At 68.6% G+C, this 23,900-nt stretch carries 16 protein-coding genes; 8 read left to right on the top strand and 8 right to left on the bottom strand.

The window, feature by feature from the left end; genetic code table 11:
- Positions 1–192: 192 nt before the first annotated feature.
- A complete protein-coding gene (locus tag FJV41_RS33135) occupies positions 193–1,095 on the bottom strand; it encodes a bile acid:sodium symporter family protein (protein ID WP_141646594.1) in 903 nt (300 codons plus the stop codon).
- A gap of 214 nt (positions 1,096–1,309) precedes the next feature.
- Positions 1,310–2,935, bottom strand: coding sequence for a M28 family metallopeptidase (locus tag FJV41_RS33130; protein ID WP_141646593.1), 1,626 nt, complete (start codon positions 2,933–2,935; stop codon positions 1,310–1,312).
- A 150-nt stretch (positions 2,936–3,085) separates the two neighbouring features.
- On the opposite strand from FJV41_RS33130, the gene tesB reads away from it, so the two are divergent.
- From tesB to FJV41_RS33095, 7 genes are all read left to right on the top strand, one after another.
- Positions 3,086–3,961 carry an acyl-CoA thioesterase II gene (tesB, locus tag FJV41_RS33125; RefSeq protein WP_141646592.1) on the top strand — a complete coding sequence of 292 codons (876 nt, stop codon included), beginning with the start codon at positions 3,086–3,088 and terminating at the stop codon, positions 3,959–3,961.
- Between the two features lie 143 nt (positions 3,962–4,104).
- Positions 4,105–4,800, top strand: a complete 696-nt coding sequence (locus tag FJV41_RS33120) for a glutamine amidotransferase-related protein (RefSeq protein WP_141646595.1) — start codon at positions 4,105–4,107, stop codon at positions 4,798–4,800.
- A gap of 260 nt (positions 4,801–5,060) precedes the next feature.
- Entirely contained in the window at positions 5,061–5,585 is a 525-nt protein-coding gene (locus FJV41_RS33115) for a PDC sensor domain-containing protein (protein ID WP_246137574.1), read from the top strand.
- 18 nt (positions 5,586–5,603) lie between these two features.
- Complete coding sequence (locus tag FJV41_RS33110; protein ID WP_141646590.1) at positions 5,604–7,496, top strand: methyl-accepting chemotaxis protein; 1,893 nt, start codon at positions 5,604–5,606, stop codon at positions 7,494–7,496.
- A gap of 145 nt (positions 7,497–7,641) precedes the next feature.
- On the top strand, positions 7,642–10,038 hold the full coding sequence (locus tag FJV41_RS33105) for a gluzincin family metallopeptidase (RefSeq protein ID WP_141646589.1): 2,397 nt from the start codon (positions 7,642–7,644) through the stop codon (positions 10,036–10,038).
- Between the two features lie 114 nt (positions 10,039–10,152).
- The gene (locus tag FJV41_RS33100) at positions 10,153–12,582 is read left to right on the top strand and encodes a gluzincin family metallopeptidase (protein ID WP_141646588.1); all 2,430 of its coding nucleotides are present in this window, start codon (positions 10,153–10,155) and stop codon (positions 12,580–12,582) included.
- Positions 12,583–12,892: 310 nt separating this feature from the next.
- Complete coding sequence (locus tag FJV41_RS33095) at positions 12,893–15,154, top strand: gluzincin family metallopeptidase (RefSeq protein WP_181791102.1); 2,262 nt, start codon at positions 12,893–12,895, stop codon at positions 15,152–15,154.
- Between the two features lie 93 nt (positions 15,155–15,247).
- Here FJV41_RS33095 and FJV41_RS33090 read toward each other — a convergent pair whose 3' ends face one another.
- From FJV41_RS33090 to FJV41_RS33075, 4 genes are all read right to left on the bottom strand, one after another.
- The gene (locus tag FJV41_RS33090; RefSeq protein ID WP_141646586.1) at positions 15,248–16,180 is read right to left on the bottom strand and encodes a bifunctional helix-turn-helix transcriptional regulator/GNAT family N-acetyltransferase; all 933 of its coding nucleotides are present in this window, start codon (positions 16,178–16,180) and stop codon (positions 15,248–15,250) included.
- A gap of 75 nt (positions 16,181–16,255) precedes the next feature.
- Positions 16,256–17,245: a bile acid:sodium symporter family protein gene (locus FJV41_RS33085; RefSeq protein ID WP_141646585.1), complete on the bottom strand. Its 990-nt coding sequence runs from the start codon at positions 17,243–17,245 to the stop codon at positions 16,256–16,258.
- 57 nt (positions 17,246–17,302) lie between these two features.
- Entirely contained in the window at positions 17,303–18,400 is a 1,098-nt protein-coding gene (locus FJV41_RS33080; RefSeq protein ID WP_141646584.1) for an endonuclease/exonuclease/phosphatase family protein, read from the bottom strand.
- A gap of 114 nt (positions 18,401–18,514) precedes the next feature.
- The gene (locus tag FJV41_RS33075) at positions 18,515–20,296 is read right to left on the bottom strand and encodes a hypothetical protein (RefSeq protein WP_141646583.1); all 1,782 of its coding nucleotides are present in this window, start codon (positions 20,294–20,296) and stop codon (positions 18,515–18,517) included.
- A 117-nt stretch (positions 20,297–20,413) separates the two neighbouring features.
- Between FJV41_RS33075 and FJV41_RS33070 the strand changes: the two genes are divergently transcribed.
- Positions 20,414–21,184 (top strand): 3-hydroxybutyrate dehydrogenase, encoded by a 771-nt coding sequence (locus FJV41_RS33070; protein WP_220137916.1) that lies wholly within the window; start codon positions 20,414–20,416, stop codon positions 21,182–21,184.
- Here FJV41_RS33070 and FJV41_RS33065 read toward each other — a convergent pair.
- The gene (locus tag FJV41_RS33065) at positions 21,138–22,496 is read right to left on the bottom strand and encodes an MFS transporter (RefSeq protein ID WP_141646581.1); all 1,359 of its coding nucleotides are present in this window, start codon (positions 22,494–22,496) and stop codon (positions 21,138–21,140) included. The two genes, FJV41_RS33070 and FJV41_RS33065, sit on opposite strands and share 47 nt — an antisense overlap.
- Before the next feature lie 56 nt (positions 22,497–22,552).
- Positions 22,553–23,900: SPOR domain-containing protein (locus FJV41_RS52565; protein ID WP_181791100.1), on the bottom strand; the 1,348-nt coding region annotated here is incomplete at its 5' end.

Raw genomic sequence — 23,900 nt, 5'->3', positions numbered from 1 at the left:
GGGGCGTACCCGGCGTCGGAACGTCCGACGGGGTGGGGGTGGCGGCGCTGGGCTGCTGCGCGGCTGCGGGAGACACCAGGCCCAGGCTCAGGCAGAGCGTGCAAAAGGACAGCGATAGACGCTTGAGCATCATCTCGACACTTCCTCGGGAGTGAGGGGGGACCGCGGCGAGGCAGACCGCGGCTCAGCGGTTCAAGAACGACTGGGAGAGGCTTCGGGACTCGTCTGTTCGTCCGTGTGGCGACGCGTCACCGCGTAGCCGAAGATGGCCGCCGTGAAGTACATGACGATGCTGTAGATGGCCGGAGGGATGGCCATGGTCGCGTTGCCGAGCAGCAGCGGACTCATGGCGATGGTCATCGCGAGGATGCCGTTGTGGATGCCAATCTCCATGCCGATGGCCACGGCCTGACGACGCGGCAGGCGGAACAGCAGCGGCGTGACGTAGCCGATGGCCATGCTCAGCACGTTGAAGCTCAGCGCGGCCAGCCCCACCTGCTTGAAGTACGCGCCGATGTGCGCGCGCTCCTGGTAGACGGCGGCGGCGATGACGACCGCCAGGAACGCGGCGGACATCAGGCGGATGGGCTTGTCCAGGGACTGGGCGATGCCCGGCTTGCGCGAGCGGATGAGCATGCCGATGCTCACCGGGCCCAGCACGATGATGAAGACCTGGAGCACCTTGGAGAACTGCATGGGGACCGCGCGGTCCTCCCCCATGAAGTGCATCAGTGACAGGTTGACGATGAGGGGCAGGGTGACGAGCGTCAGCGCGCTGTTCACCGCCGTCAGCGTGATGTTGAGGGCGACGTCACCGCGGGCCAGATGGCTGAAGAGGTTCGCCGTCGCTCCTCCAGGAGACGCCGCGAGCAACATCAGCCCCACCGCCAGCTCGGGTCCCAGGCCGAAGGCATGGGCGATGAGCGCGCAGCCGGCGGGAAGCACCAGCATCTGGCACACGAGCCCCACAATCACCGCTCGCGGGTAGACGATGACGCGCTTGAAGTCCGCGAGCGTCAGCGACAGTCCCAGGCCGAGCATGATGACGGCCAACGACAGTGGAATCAGTACCGCGGTGAATACGTTTGACTGCATTCGCCCCCCGCCAATTTTCGGGCGTTTCGTCGCCCGCGCCGCGCTGATGTCTCAAGTGCAATCAAGCGTGGCGCAAACGGGTGTCTCGCTTCAAGCCACCCCCTGGCGATTTGCGACGACGCGCACTCGGCCATGACGCCGGGCGTCATTCATTTGTCACATCGATGGAAAGCTACACCTGTACGCGTGTTACCAGGGCCGTGCGGGGATGGTGTCACGGATTGCTCAGGGGGGTGTCCTGTTTGCCATCCGGGGTGTTGGTGCGCGCGAAGCGGCGGAAGAAGCTGTCGTCGTTCCAGCGCGGTCGCTCGGGCGCGTTGGCCACGGTGCGCGTCAGGTCGGTGAGCAGCTGGACGAACTTGATGGCGCCGTCCTTGTGGATGGGCTGGCGCAGGTCGTCCGAGGGGGCGTGGTAGTGGCGCGTGTACCAGTCCTTGAAGGTGCGCTCCTCGGGGGAGCCCGGCGCGTAGCCGAACTTGAAGGACAGGGCTGGCACGCCCTGGCGGATGAAGGCGTACTGGTCGCTGCGGATGAAGGTCATGCTGCTGGGGTTGGGGTCGGGCTGGAGCTTCACGCCGTGCGCCGAGGCGACCTCCCGCAGGGGCGCGAGCAGCGTCGATTCGTCCTGGCCGTAGGCCACCACGCGGGTGAAGTCGAACAGCGGCAGGAACATGTCCAGGTTGAAGTTCGCGACGATGGCGTCGCGGGGCACGGTGGGATGCGCGGCGAAGTAGCGCGAGCCGATCAGCCCCTTCTCCTCACCTGTCACCAGCACGAAGAGGATGGAGCGCTGGGGCTTCTGGGCCTGGAGCGCGCGGGCCACCTCCAGCACGGCGGCCACGCCCGTCGCGTTGTCCATGGCGCCGTTGTAGATGGCGTCGCCGTTGATGGGCGCTCCCACGCCCACGTGGTCCAGGTGCGCGGTGAGGACGACGTACTCCTTGGCCAGCACCGGATCGCTGCCCGGAAGCACGCCCACGACGTTGACGGATGTCACGGGAGTGGAGACCCACTCGGCGCTCGACTGGAGGCGCATGGGCAGCTCGAAGCGCGGCAGCGGCTTGCTCGCGTCCGCCAGCGCGAGCAGCTCCTTGAACGAGTGCGGGCTTCCGGTGAACAGCTTCTCGGCGTGCGCCGGGTTGAAGGAGACGCTCACCTGGAGGCCGGACGTGTCGTCCAGCGAGGTGTCCGCGAAGTTCATCGCCGGCTGGAGGCGCGACAGGGCGGAGCGGGACCAGGGCGTCTCCATGTTCTTCGGATTCAGGAGCACCACTGCGCCCACGGCGCCCGCCTTCTTCAGCGCCTTGACCCGCTCCGCCGCGGAGCTGTGGTGGGCCCTCAGGGGGCCGGGGATGTGAGCGGGGCCTCCGTAGATGAAGACGGCCAGCTTGCCCTGGAGGTCCACGCCCGCGAAGTCGTCATGGTTCGCCTCCGGGATGGAGAGGCCATGGCCCACGAACACCAGGGGGGCGTCCAGCTGACCTGACTCGCCCTGGCGCGGGGAGATGAGGGCCTCGCGACCGACGACGAGCGGCGTGCGCTTGCCCTCGCGAACCAGCGTCAGCCGCGAGCGCGCATCCACCAGTCGCCGCGACACCAGCGCCACCTCTTGGAGGTAGCCCTCGCCAGCGCCGGGCTTCACGCCGAGGCCCGCCAACTGCTCGGCCACGTACGCCGCGGCCTCGCGGTGGCCTTCGCTTCCCGTGTCGCGCCCTCGCAGGCGGTCGTCCGCGAGGAACTGGACGTGGCTCCACCAGCGCTTCACCTCGGGGGATGGCTCCGCGGCGGGGGCCAGCGACGGCAGCAGCAACAGCGAGGTCAGCAGGACGGAACGGGGCAAGGGAGCGCTCGCGGGAAGAGGGGAGACAGTTTCCTCAACGGCCGGCGGAGCATGCCATTCCTTCCGCGCCCGGCCAGGGCGTCCTCCGGCGCACGGCGGGCTCACGCGGGGCGAGACAGGCGCGGCCGGGGTCGGCTAGGAGGGGCCTTCATGAGCCGAGTCCTGGACGAGCTGCTGGAGCTCCTCAAGCTGGAGGTCATCGAGGAGAATCTGTTTCGCGGGAGGAGCCAGGACCTGGGCTTCCGCCAGCTCTTCGGTGGGCAGGTGCTGGGGCAGGCGCTGTCGGCGGCCAGCCAGACGGTGGAGCCCGCGCGGCATGTCCACTCGCTGCATGGCTACTTCCTGCGCCCCGGCGACGCGAGCCTTCCCGTCGTCTACACGGTGGACCGGGTGCGCGACGGCGGCAGCATCAGCACGCGGCGCATCGTCGCCATCCAGAAGGGACAACCCATCTTCACGATGATGGCGTCCTTCCACGGAGACGAGGTCGGCTACGCGCACCAGGCCCCCATGCCGGACGTGCCGCCCCCGGAGAGCCTGCCCACGGACCTGGAGTTGCTGCTGCGTCAGGCGGACAGGATTCCGGCGCGGCTGCGCGAGAAGATCCTCTGCGACAAGCCCATCGAGATGCGACCGGTGGCGTACATGGACCCGTTCAATCCGGTGCCGGACGAGCCGCGCAAGGCGGTGTGGATTCGCGCCGACGGCGAGCTTCCGGAGGACCCCCAGGTCCACAAGTACGTGCTGGCGTACGCGTCCGACTTCAACCTCATCAGCACCGTGCTGCTGCCGCACGCGGCCAGCTTCTTCCAGCCGCAAGTCATCGGCGCGAGCCTGGACCACGCCCTCTGGTTCCATGGTGACCTGAAGGTGAATGACTGGCTGCTCTACGTCATGGACAGCCCGTGGGCGGGCAACGCGCGAGGCCTGGCGAGAGGCTCCGTCTACACGCGCGACGGACGCCTCGTCGCCTCCGTGGCGCAAGAGGGACTGCTGCGCATCCTCAAGGGCGACAAGGCGAAGTAGCGCGGGGGTGCCACCGCTCCGTGAGTGACTCGCGCACTGCTTGCCGCTCGCGGCTGGTCGCGAGCGACAACGCGCGGCACACGCGCCTCGCCCTCGGGATTCCAGGTAGGCTCCGCGCGACGGTGGACACGGAGGTCGTGACGATGCGCGCGGTGGTGTACCAGCACGAGGAGCACGAGGGCGTGGGACTTCTGGGGCCGGCGCTGACGAAGGCGGGCTTCACCCTCGTCAACCGCTTCCGCTCCGCGCGTCACGACGACGTGGACGCGGAGCTGGTGGTGGTGATGGGCGGCCCCATGGGCGTCTACGAGGCGGACCAGCACCCGTTCCTGCGCGAGGAGCTGGCCATCCTCCGCGAGCGACTGGCCAACGAGCGCCCATCTCTGGGCATCTGCCTGGGCGCGCAGTTGCTCGCCGACGCGGCGGGCGCCGAGGTCTTCGCGGGAAAGAATGGCTTCGAGGTGGGCGTGGGCCCGGTGCGTTGGACCGCGGAGGGCGTGCGCGACACGGTCATCGCCGGCGTGCGCCCCCGCACCGTCGTCGCGCACTGGCATGGTGACACGTACAAGGCCGTGCCCGGCGCCACGCTGCTGGCCTCCACGGACCGCTATGTGCAACAGGCCTTCCGGCTGGGCGCGTCGTTCGGTTTCCAGTTCCATCTGGAGCTGACGGCTCGGGAGATGGGGCGCTGGCTGGAGCTGGGCGCGGAAGACCTTCGCCAGCGCGGCAAGGACCTCGCGGAGCTGAAGGCCCAGCTGCCCAAGCTGGAGTCCGCCGAGCGGGAGAACACCGAGCTGCTCCAGCGGCTCGCGGAGCACTTCGCTCAAACAGTGCGCTGAGGCTCTCGCCGCGCCCTCCGACAGCGCGGCACCTCGCGAGGACCTGGAAATTCGCGGAGGAACTGGGGGCTTTGCCCCTGGGTCCAGATGGCTCCAAGCGAGCGGGTTCGGACCTGGAGGGTGAGGGCCCCTCTGCCTTCCTGTCTCACGGGTGATGTCTCATTCATGTATCGTCTGGCGAATCCGCCGGCGCAGAGGGGGAAGTCAGTCTCGCCGATACAGCGTGCGGACGCGTTGAGGTGGGGATGTGTTGTTTCGGCATGATTCTCACGGTGCTCGCGGGGATGCCCCCGGACGGCATCGCGCAGCTCGAGAAGGTGGAGCGGCTGATGCCGGCGCTCCAGCGGATGGCCGTGGACCCGGAGCTGGTTCAGGCGGTGCTCGCCCAGAACGCGCGCGGGGCTTCACTGGTCTCCATTCGCGCGGATGATGACGCGTGGCTCGCCACTCCGGCGATGACGCCCTTCAAACAGCGCGTGCTCGACGCCGCCTGCTCACGGGTGCTTGCTCGCCACCGTATCTCCCTGGGCCGCGACAAGGTTGCGGAGGCGTTCGTGATGGATCGCCAGGGCGCGCTGGTGGGCGCCACTCGGCGGACGTCCGATTACTGGCAGGGTGACGAAGACAAGTTCCGGGTGCCGTTCAAGCAGGGGCGGGTGCTGCGCGAGCACCCCTTCTTCGACGAGTCCTCGCAGGCCTACGTCATCCAGGTCTCCCTTCCTGTCCGCGACCGTGGCCGTGTCATCGGCGCCGTCACCGTCGGACTCTCCCTGCTGGACCTCTGAAGACTCACGCGGACCGCCATGCGCCTGCTCGACGCCCTCTCCCTCCGCACCCGCCTGACGCTGGCGGTCTCCCTGCTCACGCTCTTCGCGTTGCTGCCGCTCAACATCCTCGGCCGGCTCTTCATCTCCGACAACCTGCAGGAGCAGATCCACGCGACCTTGAGGGTGGAGGCCCAGGGCCTCAGGGACCTCGTCGAGTCCACGCTGGCGGAGCGCGAGGCCAACGTCCGGAGCTGGTCGGAAGACGCCATCCTCCGCGGCGCGCTGCTCTTCGACACCTTCGACAAGAGCGACGCGGTGCTCGTCGCCCTGGAGAAGCGTCACCCGACCTTCGCGGGCCTCGTGCTCTTCACCGAGGACGGCCGCGCCGTGTCCGCCAGCGAGGCGCGGCTTCGCAAGGCCTACGAGGGACATGAGGGCGAGGTGCGCGCCTCTGCCTGGTTTCGCGCCGCGCTGAACGGGACGCTGGACACCACGGGCTTCACGAAGGTGGACCCGTTCTTCGAGCGGACGGTGCTGCCGCTCGCGGTGCCCGTGCTGAGCCCCATCAGTGGCGCGCGCATCGGTGTGCTCCTGGCCGCCTACGAGTGGAGCCAGGTGGGGCAGGTGGTGGCCCCCGCGCTGGAGCGCTCCCGGGCCCGAGGCCAGCGGAGCTTCGCGCTGGAGATACTCGGCGCGGACGGCATGAGCCTCTTCGACACGCACGAGCGCGACCTCTCGCGTCCCGATGATGTCGTCAGCGTGGAGTCCATCAACGAGAACGCGGTCCGTGACGTCGGCGATGGCTGGCGCTTCGTGGCCACGGTGGACCCGGAGGACGCCTACGCGCCGCTGGAGCAAGCGAGCAGGGGGGCCATCGCCCTGACGGTGCTCTCGCTTGTCGTCGCGGGCGTGGGGGGCTGGCTCCTGGCGCGCGGGGCCACCGGCCCCATCGCCCGGCTGAGCGAAGTGGTGGGCCGCGTCGTGCGCGAGGGCGACCTCACCCAGCACGTGGAGGTGTCCAGCCGCCGCGACGAGGTGGGGCAGTTGGCCGCCTCCTTCTCCCAGATGATGGAGCACCTGCGCGAATCCACGCGTGGCCTCCAGCAGGGCACCAAGGTGTTGGGACAGACGGTGGCGGAGCTCACCGCCGCCGCCGCGCAGCAGGAGCGCACCCTGACGAAGCAGGCCGCGGCCCTCCAGGAGACGCAGGTGACGGCCCAGGAGATCAAGCAGACGTCACTGATGGCCGCCGAGCGCTCCCAGGCCGTGCTCGGCGTCACCGCGCGAGCCCGCGAGGTGGGGCGCTCCGGCGAGGCCACCGTCTCCGCGAGCCTCCAGGGATTCGAACAACTGCGTGAGCAGGTGGGCCGCGTGGCCGACAGCATCTCCGCCCTCAACGAGCGCACCCAGCAGATTGGCGGCATCACCCAGACGGTGAAGGACCTGGCGGACCAGTCCAACATGCTCGCGCTCAACGCGGCCATCGAGGCCGTTCGCTCCGGCGAGCATGGCAAGGGCTTCGGCGTGGTGGCGCGCGAGATTCGCAGCCTCGCGGACCAGTCCATCACCTCCACTGCCCGCGTGCGGGAGATCCTCGAGGACATCCGCCAGTCCATCCAGGGCTCCGTCACGCTGGCAGTGCAGAGCCAGGGCAGCGCTGAAACCGGATTGGACCAGGTCCGTGCCAGCGGCGACAGCCTCCGCGAGCTGACCGGCATCATCCAGGACAACGCCTCCGCCGCTCAGCAGATCGCCGCCGCCGTGACGCAGCAGAACGCCGGCGTCGCCCAGATCTTCATCGCCGTGACGGACCTGTCCCGGATGATGGAAGAGTCCATGCAGGGTTTGCAGAGCGCTCAGCGGATTACCGCGTCGCTGCGTGACGTGGCCGCACGGATGGAGACGGTGGCGGCCACATACCGCGTCTAGTCATTGTTGAGGGGGTAACACTCGGAGTGGTTTGCGGGAGCGCACTCCAAGTAAACATGAATTATGCGCAACCCGGGGATTCCTGGAGCCATTCCGGTTCCCTGGAGTCCCCGTTCCGTTGGTCCTTCATCTGAAGGAGCACCGCATGCGCAGCGTCGTGAAAGCCGCCGTATTCATGGCAGTGATGGCGACGTCCCAGGCGTGGGGATTCGACCCCCCCGCCGCACCCCCCAAGGGCTCACTGGCGAGCCAGGCGTTCTTCAAGCCTGAGCTGTCGCTGGCCAGTGGTCAGGTGCCTCTGAACGAGGCCCTGCCCAAGCTGAGCCCCGATGTGGCGAAGGTCTGGGACGACTTCTTCGCTCGTAACGGGAACAACTTCGAGATCTACGTCGACTCCGTCACGGGTACCGCAGCAAACATCCAGGGCGCCATTCCGCTCATCCCGGGCAATGGCGTGGGCAACAAGCTGACGCTGGGCAGCCTGGGCAGGCAGCTCGGGCGTTCGGTGGACAAGGTGGATGGCGGCGTCGTCGCCGACCTCGTCTACAAGTTCGTGGAGGCCAACCGCGACGCGGTGGGCGTGGACATGCTCCAATTGGGACAGGCCCGGGTGGATCAGATCACCCCGGACCTGTGGCAGGTCTCCATCGTCCAGCAGCACCAGGGCATCCCCGTCCGGTATGGACGGCTGGCAGCCACCATCAGCCACGGTAACCTGATTCTCCTGGGCACCGAGTCGTGGACGAACGTGGGGCTCTCGCCCATGCCGCTGGTGGACGCGGACCGGGCGATGGTCGTCGCGCACGAGCGCTTCGGCCTCTACGAGAGCCCGGCCGACGTCTGGCAGGCGCCCAAGCTGGAGGTCGCGCCGGTCTCCATTCCGGGCGCGGGCTTCGGCAAGGGCATGGGCCACCAGCTCGTGTGGACGTACGGCTTCCAGCTCCAGAACGAGAGCGAGCGCTGGAAGGTGACGGTGGATGCCGCCACCGGTGACGTGCTCGCACTGGAGGACGACAACCACTACTTCGACCAGTCGGTGAAGGGCGGCGTCTACCCGTTCACCAACACGGGTTCGCCCCCGGGTTGCCCGGCGGGCTCGTTCTGCGGCGTCCTGCAGCCCAACTACCCCATGCCCTGGGCCAACGTCGGGACGAACGTCTTCACGGACGGCTACGGCGTCTATAACTATACGTCCGGGACGACGACCACGACGCTCGCGGGCCGCTACATCCGAATCGTCGACACGTGCGGCGCCATCAGCGGCACCGGCACGGGTGACATCAACTTCGGGACCGGAATCATCACGTGCCCCACGCCCACGAGTGGCAACACCGCGGCGACCCGCAGCGCGTTCTACGAGCTGAACCGCATCAAGGAGCTGGCCCGTGGCTGGCTGCCCACCAACGCGTGGCTGCAGGCGTCCATGACGGCCAACGTCAACATCAACAACACCTGCAACGCCTTCTGGAACGGCTCCACGGTCAACTTCTACCGCAGTGGCGGTGGCTGCCGGAACACGGGTGAGATTGGCGCCGTGTTCGACCACGAGTGGGGCCACGGCATGGATGACAACGACACGGCCGGCACGCTGAGCAACTCCAGCGAGGCCTACGCCGACATCGCGTCCATGTACCGCCTGCCGTTCAACCCCGCCGCCACTCCCACCAGTGGCCGGTCTCCCGCGTCGTGCGTGGGGTACGGCTTCTTCCAGACCCTCAACAATGGTTGCGGGATGACGGCGGATGGGACGGGCTACAATGTGAATGAGGCGCAGACGGGAGCGACCTGGTGCGCGACCAACTGCTCCGGTGTCCGCGACGCTGACTACGCGGCCCACAGCCCGCCGACGCCCACCACGCCGCAGAACTTCGTCTGCACCCGCTGCTCCACCGGCACGGGGCCGTGCGGCCGGCAGACGCACTGCGCCGCGTCTCCGGTGCGTCAGGCGGCGTGGGACTTCATCGCCCGCGACCTGCGGTCCGCTCCGTTCAACTACGACTGGAACACGGCGCAGAACATCGGCAACAAGGTGTTCTACCAGGGCAGCGGCAACATCGGCTCGTGGCACGCCTGCAACTGCACCGCGGGCACGTCGGATGGCTGCGCGGCCACCAACGGCTACAAGCAGTGGCTGGCGGCGGATGACGACAACGGCAACATCAACGATGGCACGCCGCACATGACGGCCATCTACGCCGCGTTCAACCGCCACAACATCGCCTGTGCCACGCCGGTGGCTGTGAACAGCGGCTGTACGGGCGGCCCGACGGCGGCGCCGACCGTTTCGGTGACGCCGGCCACGGGTCAGGTCTCGCTGAGCTGGGGCGCCGTCAGCGGCGCGACGCAGTACTGGGTGATGAAGTCGGATGGCATCAACGGCTGCACGTACGGCAAGGCCCGCGCGGCCACCGTGACGGGCACCAGCTACGTGGACACCGAGGTGCTCACCGGCCACAACACCTGCTACTCGGTGGTGGCAGCGGGTAGCAGCGCCGCCTGCTACGGCGCGTCCAGCACCTGCACCTGCGTGAGCCCGCTGTAGTCCGGCGGCTCACCGGGACATCACCGGCACGGCGGGAGCGCGCTGGAATGGGGCGCTCCCGCGGTTGACGGCAAGTGGTTCCGAGGCGGCCTTCTCCATGGAGGCCGCCTCTTCATGCTGATTCCCTGTGACGTGAAGGAGCACGACATGCACAGCGTCGTGAAAGCCGCCGTATTCATGGCAGTGATGGCGACGTCCCAGGCGTGGGGATTCGACCCCCCCGCCGCTCCCCTCAAGGGCTCACTGGCGAGCCAGGCGTTCTTCAAGCCTGAGCTGTCGCTGGCCAGTGGTCAGGTGCCTCTGAACGAGGCCCTGCCCAAGCTGAGCCCCGGTGTGGCGAAGGTCTGGGACGACTTCTTCGCTCGTAACGGGAACAACTTCGAGATCTACGTCGACTCCGTCACGGGCACCGCGGCGAACATCCAGGGCGCCGTTCCACTCATCCCGGGCAATGGCGTGGGCAACAAGCTGACGCTGGGCAGCCTGGGCAGGCAGCTCGGGCGTTCGGTGGACAAGGTGGATGGCGTCGTCGTCGTCGACCTCGTCTACAAGTTCGTGGAGGCCAACCGCGACGTGGTGGGCGTGGACATGCTCCAACTGGGACAGGCCCGGGTGGATCAGATCACCCCGGACCTGTGGCAGGTCTCCATCGTCCAGCAGCACCAGGGCGTGCCGGTCCGGCATGGACGGCTGGCGGCCACCATCAGCCACGGTAACCTGATTCTGCTGGGCACCGAGTCGTGGACGAACGTGGCGCTCTCGCCCATGCCGCTGGTGGACGCGGACCGGGCGATGGTCGTCGCGCACGAGCGCTTCGGCCTCTATGAGAGCCCGGCCGCCGTCTGGCAGGCGCCCACGCTGGAGGTCGCGCCGGTCTCCATTCCGGGCGCGGGCTTCGGCAAGGGCATGGGCCACGAACTGGTGTGGACGTACGGCTTCCAACTCCAGGATGAGCATGAGCGCTGGAAGGTGACAGTGGATGCGGTCACCGGTGAAGTGCTCGCGCTCGAGGACGACAACCACTACGCCTCATCGGTCAACGGCGGTGTCTATCCGTACACCAACACGGGCGTGCCCTCGCCATGCACCGCGGGCTCGTTCTGCGGCTCGATGCAGCTGCGCTACCCCATGCCCTGGGCCGATGTCGCGCCGGGTGTCTTCGCGGATGGCTATGGGGTGTTCAGTCCTCCCCAAATCGCGACCACGACGCTGACGGGCCGCTACCTTCGCGTCGTTTCCACCTGTCCGCTCAGCGTCAGCGCCACGGGCCCGGGGGGCGACATCTCTCTGGGGATAGTCGATGGTGTTTGCGGAACTCCCGACGGTGGAAACACCAGGGCGACCCGCACCGCGTTCTACGAGCTGAACCGCATCAAGGAGCTGGCCCGTGGATGGCTGCCCTCCAATGCGTGGCTGCAGGCGTCCATGACGGCCAACGTCAACATCAACAACACCTGCAACGCCTTCTGGAACGGCTCCACGGTCAACTTCTACCGCAGCGGCGGTGGCTGCCGAAACACGGGTGAGATTGGCGCCGTGCTCGACCATGAGTGGGGCCACGGCATGGACGACAACGACACGGCCGGCACGCTGAGCAACTCCAGCGAGGCCTACGGTGACATCGCGGCCATGTACCGCCAGCCGTTCAACCCCGCATCCACAGCGACCACCGGCAGGTCACCTGCCTCGTGCGTGGGGTACGGCTTCTTCCAGACCCTCAACAATGGTTGCGGGATGACGGCGGATGGGACGGGCTACAACGTGACCGAGGCGCAGACCGGGGCCGCGTGGTGCGCGACCAATTGCTCGGGCGTCCGCGATGCCGACTACGCGGTCCACAACCCGCCGACGCCCACCACGCCGCAGAACTTCGTCTGCACCCGCTGTTCCAACGGCACGGGCCCGTGCAGCCGGCAGGTGCATTGCGCCGGGTCTCCAGTACGTCAGGCGGCGTGGGACTTCGTCGCCCGCGACCTCCAGCTCCCTCCGTTCAACTACGACTGGAACACGGCGCAGAACATCGGCAACAAGGTGTTCTACCAGGGCAGTGGCAACGTCGGCTCATGGCACGCCTGCAACTGCACCGCGGGTACGTCGGATGGCTGCGGGGCCACCAACGGCTACAAGCAGTGGCTGGCAGCGGATGATGACAACGGCAACATCAACGATGGCACGCCGCACATGACGGCCATCCACGCCGCGTTCAGCCGCCACAACATCGCCTGTTCTACGCCCGCGCCGGTGAACAGCGGATGTACGGGTGGCCCGACGGCGGCGCCCACTGTCACCGTGATACCGACCGCTGAACAGGTCTCTCTGAGCTGGAGCCCCATCAGCGGCGCGACACAGTACTGGGTGATGAAGTCGGACGGCGTCAACGGCTGCACGTACGGCAAGGCGCGCGTCGCCACCGTGACGATCACCAGCTACGTGGACACCGAGGTGCTCACCGGCCACAACACCTGCTACTCGGTGATGGCCGCGGGCAGCAGCGCCGCCTGCTACGGCGCGTCCAGCACCTGCACCTGCGCGAGCCCGCTGTAGTCCATCGCGGCGCCCCAGGGCGTCGGCGCGGAGGGGGCACGCTGAAAAGGTGCTCCCCACCGTTGACGGCGCATTCATTCGAGGTGGCTTCCCTGCAGGAGAGGCCACCTCGTGGGTTCGCACTTCCGCACCTGGCCAATGCTGAGTCCTGTTGGTCCTTCATCTGAAGGAGCACTGCATGCGCAGCGTCTTGAAAGCCGCCGTATGTATGGCAGTGATGGCGACGTCCCAGGCGTGGGGATTCACCCCCCCCGCCACTCCTCCGAAGGGCTCACTGGCAAGTCAGGCGTTCTTCACGCCTGAGCTGTCCTTGGCCAGTGGGCAAGTGCCGCTCAAAGAGGCCCTGCCCAAGCTGAGCCCGGATGTAGCGAAGGTCTGGGACGACTTCTTCGCTCGCAACGGGAACAACTTCGAGATCTACGTCGACTCCGTCACGGGCACCGCGGCGAACATCCAGGGCGCCGTTCCACTCATCCCGGGCAATGGCGTGGGCAACAAGCTGACGCTGGGCAGCCTGGGCAGACAGCTCGGGCGTTCGGTGGACAAGGTGGATGGCGTCGTCGTCGTCGACCTCGTCTACAAGTTCGTGGAGGCCAACCGCGCCGCGGTGGGCGTGGACATGCTCCAACTGGGCCAGGCCCGGGTGGATCAGATCACCCCGGACCTGTGGCAGGTCTCCATCATCCAGCAGCACCAGGGCGTGCCGGTCCGGCATGGACGGCTGGCGGCCACCATCAGCCACGGTAACCTGATTCTGCTGGGCACCGAGTCGTGGACGAACGTGGCGCTCTCGCCCATGCCGCTGGTGGACGCGGACCGGGCGATGGTCGTCGCGCACGAGCGCTTCGGCCTCTACGAGAGCCCGGCCGCCGTCTGGCAGGCGCCCACGCTGGAGGTCGCGCCGGTCTCCGTTCCGGGCGCGGGCTTTGGGAAGGGCATGGGCCACGAACTGGTGTGGACGTACGGCTTCCAACTCCAGGGTGAGCATGAGCGCTGGAAGGTAACGGTGGATGCCGCCACCGGTGAAGTGCTCGCGCTCGAGGACGACAACCACTACGCCTCATCGGTCAACGGCGGTGTCTATCCGTACACCAACACGGGCGTGCCCGCGACGTGTCCAGCGGGCTCGTACTGCGGCTCGATGCAGCCGCGCTACCCCATGCCCTGGGCCGATGTCGCGCCGGGTGTCTTCGCGGATGGCCATGGGGTGTTCAGTCCTCCTCCTCCTCCCCAAATCGCGACCACGACGCTGACGGGCCGCTACCTTCGCGTCGTTTCCACCTGTCCACTCAGCGTCAGCGCCACGGCCCCGGGGGGCGACATCTCACTGGGGACAGGCGATGGGGATTGCGGAACTCCCGCTGGTGGCAACACCGCGGCGACCCGCACCGCGTTCTACGAGCTGAACCGCATCAAGGAGCTGGCCCGTGGATGGCTGCCCTCCAATGCGTGGCTGCAGGCGTCCATGACGGCCAACGTCAACCTCAACAACACCTGCAACGCCTTCTGGAACGGCTCCACGGTCAACTTCTACCGCAGCGGCGGTGGCTGCCGGAATACGGGTGAGATTGGCGGCGTGCTCGACCACGAGTGGGGCCACGGCATGGACGACAACGACACGGCCGGCACGCTGAGCAACCCCAGCGAGGCCTACGGTGACATCGCGGCCATGTACCGCCAGCCGTTCGACCCCGTGTCCACTGGCAGGTCTCCTAGCTCGTGCGTGGGCTACGGCCTCTTCCAGACCTTCAACCAGAATTGCGGCAGGACGGCGGATTGGACGGGCTACAACGTGAACGAGTCGCCGACGGGAACCTGGTGCGCGACCAACTGCTCCGGCGTCCGCGACGCCGACTACGAGGGCCACAATCCGCCCACGCCCACCACGCCGCAGGACTTCGTCTGCACCCGCTGCCTTTCTGGCACGGGCCCGTGCGGCCGGCAGGTGCATTGCGCCGCGTCTCCGGTGCGTCAGGCGGCGTGGGACTTCATCGCCCGCGACCTCCTGTCCGCGCCGTTCAACTACGACTGGAACACGGCGCAGAACATCGGCAACAAGGTGTTCTACCAGGGCAGTGGCAACATCGGCTCGTGGCACGCCTGCAACTGCACCGCGGGCACGTCGGATGGCTGCGCGGCCACCAACGGCTACAAGCAGTGGCTGGCGGCGGATGACGACAACGGCAACATCAACGATGGCACGCCGCACATGACGGCCATCCACGCCGCGTTCAGCCGCCACAACATCGCCTGTCCCACGTCCAGGCCGGTGAATAGCGGGTGTACGGGTGGCCCCACGGCGAAGCCCACTGTCACCGTGATACCGGCCGCTGAACAGGTCTCGCTGAGCTGGGGCCCCGTCGCTGGTGCGACGCAGTACTGGGTGATGAAGTCGGACGGGGTCAACGGCTGCACGTACGGCAAGGCGCGAGTCGCCACCGTGACGAGCACCAGCTACGTGGACACCGAGGTCCTCACGGGCCACAACACCTGCTACTCGGTGGTGGCCGCTGGCAGCAGCGCCGCCTGCTACGGCGCGTCCAGCACCTGCACCTGCGTGAGCCCGCTGTAGTCCCGTGCCTCCCCGGCACGGTGGGGCCTTGCTCCCACCGCTAAAGGCGCAGTCACCTGAGGCGGCTTCCTTCCGGGGAGGCCGCCTCGTTCGTCAGAGTTTCAGCTCCCACGTCTCGCCGATGAGTCCCTCTCCGAACTCCTCGTGGGGTTCCGCGCTGGCGCGCGCGAAGCCGGCGCCCTCGTAGACGCGACGCGCGGCATGGAGCTGGCTGTCCGTCCACAGTCGCACCTTCCGGTAACCGGCTTCACGGGCGAAGGTCACACACGCGTCCACCAACCGGGTACCGATGCCCAGCCCGCGCGCCGAGGGCTCCACCAACAGCAGCCTCAGCTTCGCCACCGTCTTCGTGTCCCGGACCAGGAACACGGAGCCGACACTTCGCCCATTCACCTCGGCGATCCAACAGCGCTCCCGGGCGGGCTCCTGCTCCAGGATGAACTTCGCGGCGACGCTGGCGACCAGCGCCTCGAAGCGCTCGTCCCAGCCGTACTCCTGGCTGTACAGCACGCCGTGCCGGTGGATGACCCAGCCGATGTCCCCAGGGCGGTGGGGGCGCAGCACGACGTCGGCGCTCGACGCAGGGGGCTTCTCACCCAGCAGCTCCTGGATGGTCTGCATGGCATCGAGGAGCCGCTGGCGCGCGTCGGTCTTCAGCGGGGAGATGAGCGCGCGGATGGAGTCGTGGGAGCGGCTGTTGAGCCGCTCGTAGGTCTGCTCTCCCTTCGCCGTCAGGCGCACCAGGTGCTGGCGACCGTCCGTCGCGGAGGTCACCTTTTCGATGAGCCCCTGCGTTCCGAAGTTGCGGAGCAGGCGGCTGAGGTAGCCCGGGTCCAACGCCAGCTCGCGGCTCAGCTCCGCCGCGGTGGGGGTCTCCCGGTGGAACAGCTCGTAGATGACGCGGGCCTCGGTCAGCGAGAACTCGCTGTTCAAGAGCCCCTCGTCCAGCACGCCAATCTTCTGCGTGTAGAAGCGATTGAAGTGCCGCACCGCCGCCACGCCTTGGTCCCGTCGAGTCTGTGCCATTCAGTCCTGTCTCCAAGGCGCCGTGCCGTTCGAGGTCATTGTCGGGGAAGCCGTTGACTCAGGCAACCAGTTGGCTCACGGCGCCGGTGGGCGCGCCGCATAGCGCTCCGCCAGGACCGAGCAGACGAGCAGCTGGAGCTGGTGGTAGAACATGAGGGGCAGGACGATGAGCCCCAATCCAGGGTGCGCGCCAAAGAGGAGCCGCGCCATGGGCACCCCCGAGGCCAGCGTCTTCTTCGAACCGCAGAAGACCGCGGCGATCTCATCCTCCGTGGAGAACCGCAGTCTGCGCGCCGTCAGGGTGCTGAGGGTCAGCACGGTGGCGAGGATGAGCACCGCGCCCCCCAGGATGAGCGCGACGATGGCGCCGCCATGGCGACTGAAGATGCCGGACGCGACGGAGTCGCAGAACGAGGCGTAGACGAGCACCAGGATGAACAGCCGGTCCACGCCGTTGGTGTACTTGCGGTAGCGGGCGAAGAACGCGCCGAGCAGCGGCCGTGCGAGCTGCCCCAGCGCCAGCGGCAGGAGCAGCAGCAGGGACAGCTTGAGGATGGCGTCCCCCAGCGAGAGCGACTGCCCGGTGGTGCGCGCCAGAAGCCCGACGATGAGCGGCGTGAGGAAGATGCCGAGCAGGCTGGACAGGCTCGCGTCGAAGATGGCCCCCGCCACGTTGCCCCGGGCGACGCCCGTCATCGCCACGGACGAGGAGATGGTGGACGGCACCGCGCACAGGAACAGGAAGCCGAGCGACACGTCCGCCGGCACCCACGCCCCGAAGACGAGGTTGAGCACGAGCCAGAGGGCGGGGAACACCCCGAAGGTGAACGACTGCACCAGCACGTGCAGGCGCCACTGGAGCGCCCCGGCCCTGAGCTGGGCCATGGGCATGCCCAGCCCGTGGAGGAAGAACACGGCGAAGATGCCGACGTTGGTGACGACGTCGGCATGCATCGCGCCGCCGGACCGGCCGAAGTCCGGGAAGAGGAGGGCGAGCCCGACGGCACCGAGCATCCCCAGGAGGAACCAGTCCCGCGCGAGCCGTTTGACGAGGCGTAGAGACATGTCGGGGGCTGAATACTCCCTGCCTCGGGAGACCTCCAGCCCCCTGTGTCTCCAGGGTCAGTCGTCCACCCGGAACTCCACCACCAGGCCCGCGTGGTCCGACGGCCAGAGGCCGGAGTTCGTGCGGTCGTCAATCAGGGTGCCCACCACCACCGCGGACTGGGGATTGACGTTGTCCCCGGCGTACAGCACCAGGTCGATGCGCTCGTCGAGCGCATCCGTGTTGGCGTCGTTCACCGTCTCGCTGAAGCAGCACGTGAAGCCGTCACCCGTGCCCACCGTGGACCATGCATCCACGAGCCCCGTCCCCGGGCCGACGATGGTGGGATAGCCGGTGGTGGCCGCGCCCGGTCCGGTGTTCAGGTCTCCGACGACGATGAGCGGCCGGTCATAGGTGTTGACGAGGGCGGCCAGCTCCGTGGCCTGGTTCTCGTTGCCGGGCCGCAACGTCTCCAGGTGGGTGTTGACGAAGGTGATGCGCGCGCCGTCCACCGTGGCGTCCAGCTTGTTGAAGCCACGCAGGAAGCGAATCGACGCGCCGCCCACGGGCACCTCCTGGGCATAGGCGTAGTTGCCCGTCACCACGTTGGCGATCTGCACGTCACCGCGCGCCAGGATGACGTCCCGGTCCGTGAGCCGCACGTCCGTGAGGTCCGTTGCATTGCCCGCGAGCGCCGCGGGGACCTCCGCGTCCGCGTTCTGCACCGTCGCGGCGGCGCGGTAGTTGAGCCCCCGGCTCTGCAGCTCCGCCAGCAGGATGGCCAGGAAGTCGTACGTCACGGTCTGCGCGTTGGGCACCGGGTTGGAGGCGAAGTCGCTCGGGCTCTGGGTCCGGTAGAGGGAGACTTCCTGCAGGCCGACGAGGGCCGGGTTGGTGCTCTGGATTTCGTCCGCGATGGCCTTGGCGCGCTCGGGGAAGTTCGTCGCCTGCACCGTCGTGTAGAGCTGCGCGGCGATGGCGGGAATCTGCTGGGGCGTCTGCGCCGTGGCGAGCAGCTCGATGTTGCCGCCGAGGTAGAGGTTGCGGGTCATCACCTTGAACTGGGCGGCGCCCGGCACGACGGAGTCATCACCGTCGTCGTCATTGCAGGCGACGAGGCACAGCGGAGCGCACGCGAGCAGCGGCGCGAGACGAAGGAAGCGAAGTGGGGTCATGGGGCCGATGGGGGCAAGGGTGGAGTGCCGCGAATCCGGCCCCGTTCCCGCATGACAGGCAAAAGGATTCCCAGCGCCGCGTCGGCTCACGCACAGCCGTCGGCACTGGAGTGTTCAAAGCCCCGCTGGCCCTCGGCTGTAAGGCAGAGCGAGGTGTTCGCCAGGAGGCGGAAGCGTGAGCGCGCGCAGCCCGTCTCCGCTCCACGTGACGAAGCAGAGCTCGGTCGACTCCAGGGCCTTTCCGAAGTCGAAGTGCACGCGCGTGAAGCCCCCTTCGTTCGACTCCAGCACCGTGACGTTCAGGTCCCCCAGCCGCAGCTTCGTGCCGATGGGCGGCGGCGTGTCCCGATTGACCAGCTCCCAGAACCCCGGGTGTCGCGGTGTGCCGCTCACGACGAGGTCGAACGCCTCCGGGGAGGTCCGCTCGAGGACATGGTCGTGTGGCGCGGCGCTGAGCAGCCGGTAGAGGCGAGGGGCGCGGCCCTGGAGCAGCATGGCGGCGGGCACGTAGAGCGAGATGCTCGGGTCCGCGGCGGCCACCATGACCATTGTCCCCGCGCAGGGCGGGGCCTCGCGGGCGATGCGCCACTGCGCCTCCGCGATGCGGCCCAGCGCCACGCCCAGGCCCACCCGGAACAAGGGGCCCAGCACGCAGTGGCCCAGCACGAGCACCACGACAGCGGACCGGAGCAGGAGCTGGTGGCGGCGAGGGAGGGTGGCCTCGCGCGCCGCCGCCCAACCCCGGAGGATGAGCACCGCGACCAGTGCGCTCCCCGCGAGCAGCGGCACCATGAGGACGCGTCCTCCGATGATTCCCGCCGCGCCGGGAATCGTGGCCGCCAGGCCCCCGGGCAACAGCCAGCGCAGGGTGCCGCGCTCCTGTTCGGACAGGCGCGACTGGAGGGCGCGCAGCATCAGCAGCGCGCCCACGGTGGCGAGCGCGCCCCAGGCCGCGAAGCCGGAGTGCAGCTCTGGGGTTCCCGAGGCCGCGTCGGACGGCGTGGCCACCACCAGCTCCCCCACGAGGATGCACACGCGCTGGAGGAGGGTGGCGAGGAAGGCCCCGGGCGCGCCAATCGGGTCCAGATAGCCGCCGCTGCCGCGCGCGCCGTAGCCCTGACTCGCATAGAAGAAGAGGTAGGCCGTGACGAGCAGTGCGTAGGGCGTGAGCCGCCGCGCGCACTGGCGCCACCCCTCGCGGCGGCCGAAGACCTCATAGGCACCGATGAGCCCCACCGCGCCCAGCGCGGCCTCGCCGGAGAACAACGCGGCCACCAGTGCGAGCGGCGCGAGGACTCGGCCGGGCTTCCAGTCTTCTTCGCGGTAGCGCAGGTGGGCGGCCAGGGCGAGCAGTCCCAGGAGCGCGGAGACGAGCGGGTGGCGCGCGGCGAGCCAGGCCACCGGGAACAGGTGCGCGGCGGCCACCGCGTAGAGGACCGTGGCCAGCGCGGCCAGCGAAGGTGGCAACAGCCGCCGGTGCAGCCAGCCGACCAGCGTCACCAGTGCCAGGAACCAGGCGAGGCTGTGCAGGTGCGCGGGGAAGGGGGCGTCGTCGAAGAGCCACGCGTCGGCGGTGAGCAGCGCGCTGGGCAGGGGACGGAAGAAGCGCACCGACAGCGAGTCCGACGCCCACCAGGGCAAGAGCCCGGACTCCCTCAAGCGGGCCGGGTCCGTGCGCGGGCCGCCCACGAACTCGTAGAGCGTCAGCGGTCCCCAGTCACCCAGGGACGCCACCTGTCCGGAGAGGGCGAGCCGGTGCACCAGGTCATCGAGCAGCAGTCCCACGCGCAAGGACGGCAGCGAGACGAGGATGCCCAGCCCCAACGCCAGGATGAGCGAGCGGGGCCAGCTTCGCCATGCTCCAGCCGTCCTCGCGCGAGATGAACTTTCCGCCATGGAGACCTCCACCTTCGCCCGAATGCGTCAGGCGCTTCAAGGCGGGGTGCGGCATGGGCCGCGCGCTCCCACGGCATTGCCCCGCGCGCCGGGTTCCGTCACGATGGAGACATGAACATGAATTCACCTTCAGGTCGATGCGCGGTGGTGACGGGGGCCGCGCACGGCATCGGTCTCGCGGTGGCGGAGTCGCTGGCCGCCCAGGGGATGAAGGTGTTGTTGGCGGACCTGGACGAGGTGGCGGGGGTCCAGGCCGCGGCGCGACTGCCAGGGGCGCTCTTCCAGCGCACGGACGTGTCGTCGCGCGAGGACTGTCGGGCGCTGGTGGAGCGGGCCGAGCGGGAGTGGGGGCGGCTGGACATCCTGGTGAACAACGCGGGCGTGCAGCACGTGGCGCCGGTGGAGGAGTTCCCCGAGGAGCGCTGGGAGCAGCTCATCCGCATCATGCTGGTGGGGCCCTTCGTGCTGACGCGGCACGCGCTGCCGCTGATGTATGCCCGGAAGTGGGGACGCATCATCAACGTGTCGTCGCTCCATGGGCTGGTCGCCTCGCCGTACAAGTCGGCGTACGTGTCCGCGAAGCATGGGCTGATGGGCCTGACGAAGACGGTGGCGCTGGAGGCCGCGGACCGGGGCGTCACGGTGAACGCCGTGTGCCCCAGCTACGTGCGCACGCCGTTGGTGGAGAAGCAGATCGCCGACCAGGCGCGAATCCACGGCCTCACCGAAGCGGAGGTCGTGGAGAAGATCATGCTCGCGCCCGCGGCGGTGAAGCGGCTGTTGGAGCCCGAGGAGGTCGCCGCCTATATCGGCTTCCTGTGCTCGGACGCCGCGGGGGGCATCACGGGGTCCGCGCAGGTGATGGACTGCGGCTGGACGGCTCGCTGAGCGAGTCCCCGGTGGGGGGCGTCTCCGTGAGCTGGGCGCGGTAGGTCTCCGCGGACAGCCAGACGGAGACGAGCGTGACGACGGCCAGGGCCACCATGTAGAGCGACACTGGCCACGCCTGTCCACCGGAGCGGGCCAGCAGCGCGGTGGCGATGACGGGCGACAGGCCTCCGGCGAACACCGACGCCATCTGGTAGCCGAGCGAGGCCGCGCTGTAGCGCACGCGAGTGCCGAACAGCTCCGAGAAGAAGCTGGCCTGCGGGCCGTACATGGCCGCGTGGGCGATGATGCCCAGGGTGATCGCCAGCCAGATGAGCCCCGTCTCCTTCGTGTCGAGGAGCCAGAAGAAGGGGAAGGCCATCAGCCCACAGCCCAGCGCGCCGGCGAGGTAGACGGGACGTCGGCCGAAGCGGTCCGACGCCGCGCCGAACGCGGGAATCGCCACCAGGTGGACGGACGTGGCGATGAGCACGCCGTTGAGCAGCGTGGTGCGTGGCAGCCCCAGCCGCTCCGTGCCGTAGGAGAGGACGAACGTGGTGATGATGTAGAAGAAGCCGTTCTCCGCGAAGCGTGCCCCCATCGCGAGGAGGATCTGCCGGGGGTACTGGCGAAGCGCGTTCATCACCGGGAGGCTCTCCGCGGCCTCCTGCTTCGGGCGCGCCTTGAAGATGGGCGACTCCGCGACCTTGAGACGGATGAACACGCCCATGCCGATGAGCACCGCGCTCAGCAGGAAGGGGACACGCCAGCCCCACGCGAGGAACGCGGCGTCGGGCATCCGCGAGAAGTAGCTGAACACCGCCGTGGCCACGAGCAGGCCCGCGGGTGCGCCCATCTGCGGCCAGCTCCCGTAGAAACCCCGGCGATGCGCGGGGGCGTGCTCCACCGCCATCAGCACCGCGCCGCCCCACTCGCCGCCCAGTCCGAAGCCCTGGATGAGCCGCAAGAGGACGAGCAGCGCGGGAGCCCAGGCGCCCACGGTGTCGTACGTGGGCAGCAGGCCCACCGCGAAGGTGGCCACCCCCATCAACATGAGCGTCGCGCTGAGCATCGCCTTGCGGCCCAGCTTGTCTCCGTAATGCCCGAAGACGACCCCGCCCAGGGGCCGGGCGATGAAGCCCACGGCGAAGGTGCCGAAGGCCGCCATCGTCCCGGTGAGCGGGTCGAACGACGGGAAGAACAGGCGGTTGAACACCAACGCCGCCGCCGTCCCGTAGAGGAAGAAGTCGTACCACTCGATGGCGGTGCCGATGAAGCTGGCCACCGCCACCTTCAGGATGGAGTCCCGCTGCTCGTGCGCCGGTGCTTCCATGGGGGCTGCTCCTCTGGGCTGGACCTCGGGCTGCGTGGCGTACGTCGGCGAGCGGGCTAGAGCTGGAGGCGGAGCGTCAGGAAGTAGGACGCGTCAATCTCGTCTGCGACGCCGTCCTGCTTCTTCTGATAGCGCGCGTACCGGCCGCCAATCGCCACGTCCTCGGTGAACCAGTAGGTGCCACCGATGTTGAGGAAGGTCTGCGTCGTCCGGGTGACGGGCTCCCGAGCTGGCGCGTCCCCGGTGGCCGCGACAAAGGACGGCGAGCGGTCCGCGACGCGGTTGAACTGCACGCCGATGCCCGAGCGCCCGTGGAGGTTGACGTCCACGCCCGCGCCCAGGCTGGTGGCGGTGTAGTGGGTGCCCAGGAGCTGGTCGGCGAAGCCCGGCGTGCTGTTCGTCACGTCGTTCTGGACGCGCGCGAAGTTGAAGAACGGGGTGATGAACAGCGGGATGCCCACATTGGCGTGCAGCTTGAACAGCAGGTTGCCGCGCAGGTTGTTGCCGTGCAGGAGCGGGTCCGTGCGCGACGTCGTCTGGTAGTTCACGTCGAAGACCTGGGCCATGGCCTTCGCCTCGAACAGCTCGTGCGAGTACGACAGCGAGGGACTGAGGACCTGGAAGTGCAGGTCATCATCGGGCTGGCCATTGCGGTAGTTGGCCAGCGGGCGCTCCCAGAAGCGGCTGCCTCCACCGAACGAGCCGCCCACCTGGTAGGAGCTGGAGGTGCTCAGCGGGTTGGCCGCGGTGAAGCCCATGCCCAGGCGGAAGCCGTTCCACTCGTAGGCGGCCTGCGCGCCCTGGCCCCGGTTGAAGCCGCTGTAGAGCAGCGGGTCTCGCGTGTACTTGTCCGCCAGCAGCGTGTCCGCGATGTGCGTGGAGATGAAGTCCACGCTGGCCGGGTCCACGATGATGCCGGCCTCCAGCGTCACGCCCCAGCGCTGGAGCCGGATGACCTGGTCCCTCACGCTAAAGGACGCGGTGCCTTCCCACACGCCGGAGCCGTGCGCGCGGATGTTGCGCTCGAACTCGCTGCGGAAGGAGACGTACTGCCCCAGGCGTCCCTCGAAGCCGAAGCGGGTGAGGGCCACCGTCGTCGCGCGGCTCTCCCGGTTGCGGTTGAGCGTCTGGATGAGGTTCTCCACGTGGAGCCCGCCCGCGAGCGCGAGCACGGGCTTCACGTAGAACGTCTCGTTGCCCACGGCCAGGCTGGGCCGGGTGACGGGCGGCGGGCGGGTGTCGACGACCTCGGTGGTGCCCGCCATCTCCTCGGGGTTCTTGGCCGCCTCTTTCGCCGTGGGCTTCTCGGCGGCGAGCTCTCCGGCTGACGTCGCGTCGGTGGTGGCCTGGGGCGCCGGCGCCTCGGCGGGCGTGGGCTCCGCCTGGGCCTCCGCGGGAGGGGGT

The organism is Myxococcus llanfairpwllgwyngyllgogerychwyrndrobwllllantysiliogogogochensis, from assembly GCF_006636215.1.
Lineage (GTDB): Bacteria > Myxococcota > Myxococcia > Myxococcales > Myxococcaceae > Myxococcus > Myxococcus llanfairpwllgwyngyllgogerychwyrndrobwllllantysiliogogogochensis.
The sequence above is the reverse complement of the archived record's forward strand: the minus strand, read 5'-3'. Positions and strand labels throughout refer to the sequence as shown.

What these genes read in the sequence shown, in the direction of transcription:
- FJV41_RS33135 (WP_141646594.1), bottom strand. Translation starts at nt 1,095, where the DNA reads ATGCAGTCAAACGTATTCACCGCGGTACTGATTCCACTGTCGTTGGCC.
- tesB (WP_141646592.1), top strand. Translation starts at nt 3,086, where the DNA reads ATGAGCCGAGTCCTGGACGAGCTGCTGGAGCTCCTCAAGCTGGAGGTC.
- FJV41_RS33120 (WP_141646595.1), top strand. Translation starts at nt 4,105, where the DNA reads ATGCGCGCGGTGGTGTACCAGCACGAGGAGCACGAGGGCGTGGGACTT.
- FJV41_RS33115 (WP_246137574.1), top strand. Translation starts at nt 5,061, where the DNA reads ATGATTCTCACGGTGCTCGCGGGGATGCCCCCGGACGGCATCGCGCAG.
- FJV41_RS33110 (WP_141646590.1), top strand. Translation starts at nt 5,604, where the DNA reads ATGCGCCTGCTCGACGCCCTCTCCCTCCGCACCCGCCTGACGCTGGCG.
- FJV41_RS33105 (WP_141646589.1), top strand. Translation starts at nt 7,642, where the DNA reads ATGCGCAGCGTCGTGAAAGCCGCCGTATTCATGGCAGTGATGGCGACG.
- FJV41_RS33100 (WP_141646588.1), top strand. Translation starts at nt 10,153, where the DNA reads ATGCTGATTCCCTGTGACGTGAAGGAGCACGACATGCACAGCGTCGTG.
- FJV41_RS33090 (WP_141646586.1), bottom strand. Translation starts at nt 16,180, where the DNA reads ATGGCACAGACTCGACGGGACCAAGGCGTGGCGGCGGTGCGGCACTTC.
- FJV41_RS33085 (WP_141646585.1), bottom strand. Translation starts at nt 17,245, where the DNA reads ATGTCTCTACGCCTCGTCAAACGGCTCGCGCGGGACTGGTTCCTCCTG.
- FJV41_RS33080 (WP_141646584.1), bottom strand. Translation starts at nt 18,400, where the DNA reads ATGACCCCACTTCGCTTCCTTCGTCTCGCGCCGCTGCTCGCGTGCGCT.
- FJV41_RS33075 (WP_141646583.1), bottom strand. Translation starts at nt 20,296, where the DNA reads ATGGCGGAAAGTTCATCTCGCGCGAGGACGGCTGGAGCATGGCGAAGC.
- FJV41_RS33070 (WP_220137916.1), top strand. Translation starts at nt 20,414, where the DNA reads ATGAATTCACCTTCAGGTCGATGCGCGGTGGTGACGGGGGCCGCGCAC.
- FJV41_RS33065 (WP_141646581.1), bottom strand. Translation starts at nt 22,496, where the DNA reads ATGGAAGCACCGGCGCACGAGCAGCGGGACTCCATCCTGAAGGTGGCG.